The sequence below is a fragment of the Noviherbaspirillum sp. genome (assembly GCF_035944575.1).
GTDB lineage: Bacteria > Pseudomonadota > Gammaproteobacteria > Burkholderiales > Burkholderiaceae_D > Noviherbaspirillum.
In genome coordinates, this window is the sequence record NZ_DASZBA010000129.1 from 1 (window position 1) to 12,036 (window position 12,036).

Below are 12,036 nucleotides of genomic sequence, written 5' to 3' on the forward strand. Positions count from 1 at the left end.
TAGTCTCTTCGGAGAACAGAAAGAGTTGCATTACCGGAGACACTCTGTCCCTCTGGATTCCCCCCTTGCAGGGTGCATACTGGCTTGCAAGCCGGTACTGTTTTGCGGGCGGACAGCATGCCGTTCGAAACTCCCGCAGAACCCTGCGCGAAAATGACCAGCGTTGGGAGGCGACGTGCGATTTCGAAATCATCGCCAGACTGATTCGCGATAAAGCCCTCGTTACCCCGCCCGATACATCGTCACCACACAAGCCCCACCCAACCCCAGATTGTGCTGCAACGCCACCCGTGCACCATCCACCTGCCGCGCTTCCGCCTTCCCGCGCAACTGCTGCGTCAGCTCATAGCATTGCGCCAGCCCCGTCGCGCCGAGCGGATGCCCCTTCGAAAGCAACCCACCGGACGGATTGGTAACGACCTTGCCGCCGTAGGTATTGTCACCGTCGTTGACGAATTTCTCCGCGCCGCCCGCCGGACACAGGCCCAATGCTTCATAGGTGATCAGCTCGTTGTGCGCGAAGCAGTCATGCAACTCCACCACGTCGATGTCGTCCGGCCCGATGCCGGCTTCCGCATAAACCTTGGCCGCCGCGTCGGCCGCCATGTCGAAGCCGACCAGGCGCATCATGTCGTCCGATTCGAAGGTGCTCGGGCGGTCGGTCGTCATGGCCTGCGCCGCGATATGGACGCTGGTGTCGAGGCCCTTTTCCTTCGCGAACCGCTCCGATACCAGCAAGGCCGCCGCCGCGCCGCAAGTCGGCGGACAGGCCATCAGGCGCGTCATCACGCCCGGCCAGATCATCGGCGCATTCATCACCTCCTCCGTCGTGACTTCCTTCCGGAACAGCGCGAGCGGGTTGTTGGCCGCATGCCGGCTGGCCTTGGCGCGGATCTTGGCGAAGGTGTCGAGTTGGGTGCCGTACTTGTTCATGTGGCTGAGCCCCGCGCCGCCGAAATAGCGCAGCGCCAGCGGGATCTCCGGCATGCCGACCAGCTTGTCGGTGACGGCGTCGAAGTCGTCGAACGGCGTCGGGCGGTCGGGAAAGACCGCGCCCAGCGCGCCCGGGCTCATCTGCTCGAAGCCGAGCACCAGCACGCAGTCCGCCGCTCCGCTTGCCACCGCCTGGCGCGCGAGGAACAGCGCGGTCGATCCGGTGGAGCAGTTGTTGTTGACGTTGATGACCGGGATGCCGGTCATGCCGAGTTGGTAGACCGCCTTCTGGCCGCTGGTCGAGTCGCCGTACACATAGCCGGCGTAGACCTGCTGCACGTCTTCATAGGACAGGCCGGCATCTTCCAGCGCCAGCCGGCCAGCGGCGGCGCCCATCTGGTGGTACGGCGCGCTGGCGCCGGGTTTGGCGAACGGGATCATGCCCACGCCGGATACATACACGCTGCGGCTCATGCGGAACTCCTGAGGTAAGGAAGTGACGGGAAATGCAAGACGGGCCGGCTGGTGTGCCGGCCGTCGTTTGTTGATGCGGTCCATTATAGGGAAAGTGCGGGCAGGCCGCGGAAGGATGAGAGCAGGTCCATCATTTCACGGAAGGACGGCCGGCACCCCGGTCCGGCCGTCCTTCCGCCATGGCGGTTTACTGCGTCACGCAGCTGTAGCTGGCCGCCGCGTTGATGTCGCCGGTGCCACTGTAGCGCGGCCAGGCCGGATACTCGCACAGTGGCCGGGTGCGACCCGGCACGCCGGCGGTGTCGGCCACCACCTGGCTGGCCGGCGCGGTGCCCCGTTCAACCCAGTTCTCCAGCACGGTCAGAGAGTCCCAGGCAGCATTGAAGGTGGTGCTGACGGCATGGCCGTAACCCGGGATCTGGTAATAGCGCATGAAGTTGTTGACCCGCTGTGCGCCCATCGTGTTGCGCACCCGCTCGAAGTACTGCGCGGTCGAGCGGGAACTGACCAGCACATCATGCAGACCATGCGCCATCAGCACCTTGCCGCCCTTCGCTTCGAAGGCCGACAGGTCGGTGCGGTTGATGTCCTGGATCGCGGTGAGTTCGCTGATGCGCGCCGCCCACGGGCCAGGGTTCTGCGGGTCGAGCGCCAGCGAGTTGAAGTTCGGGTCGCGGGTGACGAAGTACTTCACCCACTGGTCCCAGAACAGCGCCGCGTAGGGCATGGTGAGCGTGGCCGGCAGTGCGGGCTGGACGTCGCCGAGCGCCAGGGTGTTGACGGTGGCCTGCAGCGGGCTGGCATTCGGAATGCCGAGATCGGCGCCCCAGACGTTGAAGCCCGGATACTGGTTCTCGCCGCTGGCCAGCGGGTAGCTGAAGGTGATCGGCTGGTTGAATGCCTGCAGCGAGGCGATCTGCGGATCGGACAGGCAATTGTTGCCGCCCTCCCCGCCATCCGGACAGCGCAGCGGCGCGCCGTTCAGCGTGGCAGTGGCCGGGTTGAAGGTGGCGTTACAGGCGTCGACATTGCTGACCACGTTGTCGGCCGCGCCGTCCAGCGTGTCGCAAGCCTGCAGCGCGGCGGTGTACACCGCCAGCCGCTTTTCCCGGTTCAGGTAGCCGTTGGGCGCTGCCAGCGTGCGCACGATTCGGCCGAAGGCCAGATCCAGCGTTGCGGCATTCCATGCCGGGTAAAGCACGATCGCGCCGTCGAAGTCCTGCGGCCACTTCTGCACCACCGCGAGCGCCTCACGCCCGCCGGTCGAGCCGCCTGCGAAATAAGTCCGCGTCGGATTGGCGACGTTGTAGCGCTGGCGCAGCAGGAAGATCGCCGTGTCGCGGGTTTTCTTCAGGGCATCGGAGGAAAAATTGTTGAGCGCTTCGTTGTTGGCGCCGAACGAGCCTTCCCGCGTGCCGAAGGTGCCCGCGCCGGCCTGGTGCCCAGAGTCGCTGGAGAAAGTGGCATAGCCTCGCCCCTGCGGCGTCGGCTGCGTGGTCGGGCCGGCCGGCACGTTGGCGGCGGGATTCGGAATATTGCCGTTGTAACCGCCGCCGCCGAACATCATGGCCTTGTTGTTCCAGTTCGTCGGCAGGTTGAGCTGGAACTTGATCTTCGGCGCTGCCGGATCGACCGGGTTGATGTCGCCCAGGACCCGGCAATGCTCGCCAATCGCGGTCGCGCCGGTGCCGGACGCCGCCACCACTTCGGTCGAGGTGACGACCGCACCGGTGGTCGGCAGGCCAATGGCACTTGCCGGGACCGTCCTGCCGTTGAGCTGGGCGCAGGTCAAGGGCGGTGTCGGCGGCGGCGGCGCGGTGGCAACCGGTTCGTCATCATCGTCACTGCCGCAGCCCGCCAGTCCGGCGATCAACAATGCAACGCCGAAGTGAATTACGCCGGGAAATCGGTTTCTAGTCTCCATTGCCTGCTCCTCATGTGGGATGTCATGTCGTTGATTGCAGGAAGAACCATCACCGCGCGAAGCAATTGTCCGCGCAGTGACATTTCTCCTGCCTTAACTATGTTCCCAAAGCAGGTATTCCGGTGCGCAGGCAGCGCGCGGATTTGCGGATCGTCAAGCCGTGTTGCCGGATTGCTCATGAAGCCAGTCCAGCGCGCCGAAGCCCGCCGAACGGCCGCTGGCAAAACAGGCGGTGAGCAGGTAGCCGCCGGTCGGCGCTTCCCAATCGAGCATCTCGCCGGCGATGAACAGGCCGGGCATGCCCTGAATCATCAGCCGCCGGTCGAGCGCCTCGAAACGCACGCCGCCGGCGCTGCTGATGGCTTCATCGATAGGACGGGTGGCCAGCAGTCGCAGCGGCAATGCCTTGATCGCGGAGGCCAGCCGTACCGGATCGGCATAGTCGTCGGCGCTGGCGCATTCGCGCAGCAATCCTGCCTTCACCCCGGCAATGCCGACCCGGCTTTGCAGGTGGCTCGCCATTGATCGGGAGCCGCGTGGATGAGCAATTTCCTCGGTCACCCGCTGCAGGCTTTTGCCGGGCGCAAGATCCAGCGTGAGCACCGCATCGCCGGTTGCGGACAGCGTGTCGCGCAGGCAGGACGACAAGGCATAGATGAGGCTGCCTTCCACGCCGGTGTCGGTGACCATGAATTCGCCCTGGCGCTGCACGATGCCGTTGCCGGCCGGATCAGGGCACGTGGCAACCACCGACTTGACCGGCTGGCCGGCAAAGCGGCTGCGGAAATGGTCGGTCCAGCCGGTGTCGAAGCCGCAGTTCGCGGGCTGCAGCGGGGCAACAGGGATGCGCCGGGATTCAAGCAAGGGTACCCAGGCGCCATCCGACCCGAGCCGCGCCCAGCTTGCGCCGCCCAGGGCGAGAATGACGGCATCGGCCTGCACCTCGACCCCGCCTTCCGGCGCCGTAAAGCGCAGCCTGCCCGGATGCGGAGAATTGTCCTGCCAGCCGACCCACCGATGACGCATGTGAAAACGCACGCCGGCTTCGCGCAGGCGATGCAACCATGCGCGCAGCAGCGGCGCCGCTTTCATGTCGGCCGGAAATACCCGCTGCGACGTGCCGACGAAGGTGTCGATTCCCAGGCCGTGCACCCAGGCGCGCAACGCATCCGGACCAAAGCCGTCCAGCATGGGTTCGAACACCGCGCGGCGCGCGCCATAACGTAAACGGAACGCTTCCGCCGGTTCCGCATGGGTGATATTCATGCCGCCCTTCCCCGCCAGCAGGAACTTGCGTCCGACCGACGGCATCGCATCGTACAGGTCGACCTGCGCGCCGCCGGCCGCCAGCACTTCTGCGGCCATCAGGCCGGCCGGGCCGCCGCCGACGATGGCAACGCGGCATGAGGATTGGAGTTTTTGCAAGGTCATGGAAATCCGGCATGGAGGAAGGACGTCGCTGCCTGGCGACGGTGGGCGCCATTATAAGAGCCGTACCTGCATCATCGAGGAGAAATGCGCATGCGTTATGAGCTGTATTACTGGCCGAACATCCAGGGCCGCGGTGAATTCGTCCGACTTGCGCTGGAAGAGGCGGATGCTGACTATGTCGATGTGGCAAGACGTGCGGAAAGCAGCGGCATGGGCATGCCGGCGCTGATGCGCTTCATGGAGGAAGCCGACGTGGTTCATGTGCCGTTCGCACCGCCTTACCTGAAGGCCGGCGACCTGATCATCGGCCAGACGGCGAACATCCTGCTCTTTCTCGGCACGCGCCACGGGTTGGCACCGGATGACGAGGCCGGACGATTGTGGACGCATCAATTGCAGCTCACCATCGCCGACCTGGTGACCGAGGCGCACGATACCCATCATCCGGTCGGCAGCGGTTTGTACTACCGCGAGCAAAAGCCCGAGGCGTTGCGGCGCGCCGCCGATTTCCGGGAAGCGCGGCTGCCGAAATTCTTCGATTATTTCGAGACGGTGCTGGAATGCAATCCGGATGGTGATGCGCATCTGGTCGGCAATATGTTGACTTATGCCGACCTATCGCTGTTCCAGGTGATTGCCGGCCTGCGCTATGCCTTTCCGCGTGCGATGCGGCAGCTCGAACCCGGTTATCCGTTGCTCGTCGCCCTGCACGACAGGCTGGCGGGCCGCCCGCGCATCAAGCGCTACCTGAACTCGGCCCGGCGGCTGCCGTTCAATAACGATGATGTGTTCCGGCATTACAAGGAACTCGATGCATAACGGAGTATTGGGAACGCGGAGACGCGGGCATGCGGAAAGCAAAAGGGGAAGATGGCCTTCCCCTTGTTCGAAAAATAATCCAGCGGATCAGGCCGCCGACTTGCCGTTGATATCCGGATCGTTCGCGCCCACACTTTCCAGGGCCTCGGCCAGTGCGCGGCCGACGAGCTGGTCGGTGGATACCAGCCTTACCCGCTGCTCGCGGAAGGTTTTCGCCAGGTTCTCGGCCGACATCGAGAACGATTCCTTGCGATCGATCGTCGAGAAGATGTAGAGCGTGCGTAGCGGGCTGATCCACGCCAGCCGCACTTTCGCCTTCGCGCCGTCGGTCATGTCGAATTCCATCCAGACGCCGCGCTCCAGCTTCTGCACCATCAGGTCGGTGTCGTCGGGCACCGGATCGGGCTCCTGGGTCGCCCGCTTCTGCATCCGCCGTTCGGCGGCCTGCTTGGCGACATCCATCGCGATTTCGAGCTGGCGCTGCGGCGACAGTTCGAGCGGCGCGCGCACGATCGACGCATGGCATTCGGCCAGTTCGGCGAAGAATTGCAGCCGCTCGGCATCGTCCCATTTCAACAGGTTCAGCCACTGGTTCAGCGCCGTCAGCATCGATGGCAGCTTGGCAATCAATTCGCGGCGCTCGGCCATTGTGATCTTCGGCTTCACGCTCCAGATCAGGTCGTCCATCGTCTTGACCGCATGTTCCACCGCTTCCGGCTTTTCATCCCTGATGCTGTAGGCCAGCGTCAGCACCGGCACCCACTTGCGTTCCAGGAAGCCTTCGACAAACCCGACCACGCCGCCGGTGCCGATGCGCAGCTTGACTTCATGCTTGGCGACCTTGGTGGCCTGTCCGATCTTTTCCTGCTTGAGCGCCTTGGTGATCGGCGCCGACAGCGCCTGCGTGGCGACGGTTTCTTCTTCCTTGATAAAGGATTCGAGATCCGACACCACGTCCGAGAAGACCGAAATCTGCTGGTCGAACTCCTGCTGCACCCGCTCGACATTGCGCTTGATGGTCTGATACAGCGGGTCGTCCTGACCCTTTTTCCTGTCCCAGCCGAGGCTCGACTTCGTCAGCAGCTCGATCAGCTTGCGTGCCGGATGCTCGTCCTGAAAGAAGAATTCCTGGTCGATCAGCGCCGCTTTCAATACCGGCACCTGCAGGAAGCCGATCAGCGCCTTGATCTCGGTGGGAATGTTCTGGTCGCGGAAAACGACATCGAATATTTTGGTCAGCAGGTCGATCTTGGTTTCGTCTACCTGCGACAACGCACCTTGCGGCGCCTGCTGCTTGATGTTCGACAGCACCGCGGTGGTGTTCTGGGGAGCGCCTGCCCCCACTCCACCCGTCGCGAGCTGCTCGAACAGGTTCTTCTGCATGCTCGCAAGATGGGCCAGCAACTGGTTGCTGACCGCCGCCATCTGCAGCACCTGTCCCTGGAAACTGTTTCCTGCAGCGCCTTGCGCCGGCTGGGATGGCTCCGCTCCTGCCGGCGCAGCCGTCGGTTTCGGCGTGAACAGGTTCTTGAGCTGATCGGACACCGCACTGCCCGCGGCTTTCCGCTCCTTCTCCGCTTCCTGCGCCTCTTCCGATTTGCGCAGGCGATAGCCCGGACCGTCCGGGGAAATCCCACGTGCCGTTAGCGCGGAGACGAGTTCCTGGTAGATCAGCGACAGATCGAGGAATACCTCCGGCGTCAGCAGAGGCAGGACGAGCGGGTGGGTGTCGGACTCCGGATCGAATTCCGCCCAGGTATCGTTCAGCGCAGAGATAAAAATTTCGGGCCGGAAGGGATTCTGCAGCAGTGTCAATTCATCCCGGCCCAGCAGGTTGGCAAGCTGGGCGTTGAGAATGTCCAGCCGCTCGCTGTTCGCCGCTTCGATCGGCCGGCCCAGGCGGCTGATGCGCACCTTCTTGTCCATTTCCTCGTAAGAGACCAGCGTCAGCGCATCGTCGGAGGCTTTCGCGGCAGTGGCGGTGGCGGGAAATTCGGTCTTGTGCACTGCCTGCCGCAGCACTTCCTCCACCCGGATCGATGCGAGGTAATAGAAGGCATAGCCGTTGTTCCTCAACAAGTTGGCGGCATTGAAGCTGAGATTGGCGGTTTTGGGGTCGCCGCTGGCCTCGGACAGGTTGAACAAGGCGTCGGCGAGCCGCATGACGAATGCATCGAGCTGGGTATTGGCCGCGCAGGAAGCGATCGCAATCAGGCTGCGCAGGACTTCATTGCCCTGGCCTGGAGCGGCGGGGGCGGCGGATGGCGTGTCATCGAGAGGAGAAAGAGCCATAGCCAACTACCTTGGGTTGGACAACGCAATAAAACGCCCGTGCGGATCGGGCGAGAAGCCATTTTTACACAAAATTGCCGTATGGCAAGTACTAAATGGAACTTTTTACCGCATTTTTATAGTTGATTTCGTAATAAAGCGGTGTTGGTGACGCCTTACCGACATTAACGACAAAAAACGCGCGAACTTTACTCCGCGCGTTTTTTGTTGGCAAATCGTTATGCATTGCCATGGAATATTGCAACACTGGAACAATTTGGTCAACCGGCCTGCAAAAACATGCCCGCTTTCTACCATCCGCCTCCCAGGGCCCGCACCAGCGCGACGGTGGTGGTGGCCCGGCTGCCGCGCAACTGCACTGCGACGCGCTCCACCGCCGCCAGGTTGCGCTGGGCATCCAGCACTTCCAGGTAGCTGGACCGCCCCGCCGCATACAGCTTGTTGGCCAATTCCGTCGATCGCCGCGCCGTCGTCAGCGCATCTTCGATGGCCTGTGCCTGCCCCGCCAGCGTGCGCAAGCCGGCAAGGTTGTCTTCCACTTCGGCGAACGCGGCGAGGACGCTTTGCCGGTAATCGGCCACCGATTCCTCAAGCGCCGCCTCGCTGCGCAGGATGTTGTTGCGATTGCGGCCGCCGTCGATGATCGGCAGTGACATCAGCGCACCGATCAGCCAAGTACGACTGCTCCATTGGAACAGGTCCGACAGGTCTTCCGACTGGAAGCCGCCGGCGCCGGTCAGGCGCAGCGCCGGGAAGACCGCCGACCGTGCGACGCCGATGCGGGCATTGGCTGCCATCATCGCGCGCTGGGCGGCGGCGATGTCGGGGCGGCGTTCCAGCAGTGCCGATGGCAGCCCGGCGGGAATGCCGGGAACGGCTACCATGTCCGGCAGCGGATTGCTGGGCAGCGTGAACGCCGATGCCGGCCTGCCGAGCAGGACCGACAGCGCATGTTCCAGCTGCGCCCGCTGGCGTTCCAGCGCGATCGCGTCGGCCCGGGTCGTGGACAGCTCGGTTTTCGCCCGCGCCAGGTCGAGTTCGCCGATGTCGCCGATGTCGAAACGGCGCTGGTTGATGCGGACGTTTTCTTCCCTAGTGCGCACCGTGTCGCGCAGCAGCGCCAGTTCGGCATCGGTGGCGCGCAGCCGGAAATAAGTCTGAGCGACATCCGCCTGCAGGGCCAGCAGCACAGAGCGGTAGGTGGCTTCGCCCGCGGCCGCGTCGGCCTGCGCGGCGCTGATGTTACCGGCGACCCGGCCAAACAGGTCCACTTCATAACTGGCCGTCAACCGGCCCTGCCAGGAGGTGCCGACCGGCATCGGCGTACCGGCCGGCAGGCCGAGCGATACCGCCGACGCCCGGCCGCGCTGTCCCCCGACATCGGCGTTCACCGACGGAATCCGGTCGGCTTCGGCCACGCCGGCCAGGGCGCGCGCCTGCTTCACCCGCGCCGCTGCTGCGGCGAGGCTTGGATTGGCGGCGGTGGCGTCGTCGATCAGTTGGTTGAGCGTCGCATCGTTGAAGGCTTTCCACCACTCGCCGCGCGGCTGCGCTTCCGCCGGCTGGGCGGGTTTCCAGCGCGCGGCCTCGGCGGCATTGAGGGTGGGCTCGGATGACTCCTTGAATGCGGCGGGAACGTCGATCTGCGGCGCACGCAATTCAGGTGCGGCGCATCCGGCGAGGATCAACGCGGCAAGCAATGCCGCCACGCGCGGCAACGGAGATGCAACGTAGTGTGATTGATTCATCATGCAATTCCTTCCGGTTTTTGTTCGAGCATCGATACCGGCTTGTCAAAACGTTTGGCGAAGGTTCTCAACAGCACATAGAACACCGGTGTCAGGAAGAGGCCGAACAGCGTCACGCCCAGCATGCCCCAGAACACCGCCACCCCCATCGCATGGCGCATCTCGGCGCCCGCGCCGCTGGAAAACACCAGCGGCACCACGCCCATGATGAACGCGATCGAGGTCATCAGGATCGGCCGCAGGCGCAGGCGGCAGGCTTCCAGCGCCGCCTGCACCACCGAGCGGCCATGGTCTTCCAGTTCGCGGGCGAACTCGACGATGAGGATGGCGTTCTTCGACGCCAGCCCCACCAGTACGAACAGCGCGATCTGGGTGAAGATGTTGTTGTCGCCGCCGGTCAGCTTCACGCCGATCAATGCGCAGAGGATGGACATCGGCACGATCAGGATGACCGCCAGCGGCAGCGTCCAGCTTTCGTATTGCGCCGCCAGCACCAGGAACACCAGCAGCACGCACAGCGGAAAGACCACCACCATCGTGTTGCCGGCCAGGATTTCCTGGTACGTCAGGTCGGTCCATTCATAGGTGATCCCCTTCGGCAGCACTTCCTGCGCGATCTTCTCCATCGCCGCCTGCGCCTGTCCGCTGGATACACCCGGTGCCGCACCGCCGTTAATGTCGGCCGATACGTAGGCGTTGTAGCGCTGCACCCGGTCCGGTCCGTAGCTGTCCTTCACCCGCATCAGCGACGACAGCGGAATCATCTCGCCCTTGTTGTTGCGCACCTTCAGCTGCGCGATCTGGCTGGCCTGCGAACGGAACGGCGCATCCGCCTGCACCTTCACCTGGTAGGTGCGACCGAACTGGTTAAAGTCATTCACATACAGCGAGCCGAGGTTGATCTGCAGCGTCTGGTAAATCGTCGCCAGCGGCACGCCGAGCTGCTTGGCCTTGGTACGGTCGACGTCGGCGAACAGTTGGGGCACGTTGATCTGGTAGCCGGAGAACACGCCGGCCAGTTCCGGCGTTTGCCACGCCTTCATCTGCAGCGCCTGTACAGCCTTGTACAGCTCGTCGTAGCCGAGGTTGCCGCGATCCTCGATCATCATCTTGAAGCCGCCGATGGTGCCGAGGCCATTGACCGGCGGCGGCGGAAATACCATGATGAAGGCATCCTGGATGCCGCCCAGCTTGGCATTGATCTGCTGCGCGATAGCACCGCCCGATTGCTCCGGCGAGGTCCGGTCGCTGAACGGCTTCAGGGTGAAGAACACCACGCCGGCGTTCGGCGCATTGGTGAAGCCGTTGATCGACAGGCCCGGAAACGCCACCGACGATTCCACGCCCGGCACCGACAGCGCGATATCGGACATGCGGCGGATCACCGTATCGGTGCGTTCTAGCGATGCGGCGTCCGGCAATTGCGCGAAGCCGACCAGGTATTGCTTGTCCTGCGCCGGCACGAAACCGCTCGGCACCGCCCTGAACATCAGCACCGCCGCGACGGCCAGAACCGCATACACGACCAATGCCACGGCCTTGCGGTTCAGCACGCCCTTGACGCCGGCTTCATAGCGCTGCGACGCGCGGCCGAAAACCCGGTTGAACCAGCCGAAGAAACGGCCGAATACCTTGTCCATGCCGCGTGTAAGTGCATCTTTCGGCGCATCGTGCGGCTTGAGCAGCGCGGCGGCCAGCGCCGGCGACAGGGTGAGAGAGTTGATGGCGGAGATGACCGTCGAGATTGCGATCGTCAGCGCGAACTGGCGATAGAACTGGCCCGACAGGCCCGACACGAACGCGATCGGCACGAACACCGCGCACAGCACCAGAGCGATCGCGATGATCGGCCCGCTGACTTCCTTCATCGCCTGCACCGTCGCGTTGCGGGGCGTCAGTCCGGCCTGGATGTTGCGCTCGACGTTCTCCACCACCACGATCGCATCATCGACCACGATACCGATCGCGAGCACCAGCCCGAACAGCGACAGCGTGTTGATCGAGAAGCCGAACATCAGCAGCACCGCGAAGGTGCCGACGATGGACACCGGCACCGCCACCAGCGGGATGATGGATGCGCGCCAGGTCTGCAGGAACACGATCACCACCAGCACCACCAGCGCCACCGCTTCCAGCAGTGTCTTGATGACGGCGCGGATCGATTCGCGCACGAACTGCGTCGGGTCGTACACCACGCTGTAGTCGATGCCTTCGGGGAAGTCCTTCTTCAGTTCTTCCATCTTCGCGCGCACGTCGGCGGACAACTGCAAGGCGTTCGACTGCGGCGCTTCAAAGATGGCGATGGCGGCGGCGGACTTGTTGTTCAGCAGCGAGCGCAAGGCATAGTCGCTGGAACCGAGTTCGATGCGCGCCACATCCTTGAGCAGCGTGACCGCGCCATCGCTGCCGGTGCGG

The 12,036-nt window shown here is 63.9% G+C and carries 7 protein-coding genes; 1 reads left to right on the plus strand and 6 read right to left on the minus strand.

Translation table 11 applies throughout. The features are described from left to right. Positions 1-222: 222 nt before the first annotated feature. The 3 genes from VGU61_RS08495 to VGU61_RS08505 form a co-directional block, all read right to left on the minus strand. A complete protein-coding gene (locus VGU61_RS08495; RefSeq protein ID WP_326858679.1) occupies positions 223-1,407 on the minus strand; it encodes a lipid-transfer protein in 1,185 nt (394 codons plus the stop codon). Between the two features lie 187 nt (positions 1,408-1,594). Beyond that, positions 1,595-3,331 carry a tannase/feruloyl esterase family alpha/beta hydrolase gene (locus tag VGU61_RS08500; protein WP_326858680.1) on the minus strand — a complete coding sequence of 579 codons (1,737 nt, stop codon included), beginning with the start codon at positions 3,329-3,331 and terminating at the stop codon, positions 1,595-1,597. Between the two features lie 153 nt (positions 3,332-3,484). Further along, on the minus strand, positions 3,485-4,762 hold the full coding sequence (locus VGU61_RS08505; protein WP_326858681.1) for a TIGR03862 family flavoprotein: 1,278 nt from the start codon (positions 4,760-4,762) through the stop codon (positions 3,485-3,487). Between the two features lie 90 nt (positions 4,763-4,852). Between VGU61_RS08505 and VGU61_RS08510 the strand changes: the two genes are divergently transcribed. Beyond that, positions 4,853-5,581 carry a glutathione S-transferase gene (locus VGU61_RS08510; RefSeq protein ID WP_326858682.1) on the plus strand — a complete coding sequence of 243 codons (729 nt, stop codon included), beginning with the start codon at positions 4,853-4,855 and terminating at the stop codon, positions 5,579-5,581. Between the two features lie 87 nt (positions 5,582-5,668). Here VGU61_RS08510 and VGU61_RS08515 read toward each other — a convergent pair whose 3' ends face one another. From VGU61_RS08515 to VGU61_RS08525, 3 genes are all read right to left on the minus strand, one after another. Beyond that, positions 5,669-7,873 carry a DUF1631 family protein gene (locus tag VGU61_RS08515; protein WP_326858683.1) on the minus strand — a complete coding sequence of 735 codons (2,205 nt, stop codon included), beginning with the start codon at positions 7,871-7,873 and terminating at the stop codon, positions 5,669-5,671. 290 nt (positions 7,874-8,163) lie between these two features. Further along, a complete protein-coding gene (locus tag VGU61_RS08520; protein WP_326858685.1) occupies positions 8,164-9,621 on the minus strand; it encodes an efflux transporter outer membrane subunit in 1,458 nt (485 codons plus the stop codon). Beyond that, a partial coding sequence (locus VGU61_RS08525) for an efflux RND transporter permease subunit (protein ID WP_326858684.1) occupies positions 9,621-12,036 on the minus strand: 2,416 nt, incomplete at its 5' end. The genes VGU61_RS08525 and VGU61_RS08520, both read right to left, overlap by 1 nt.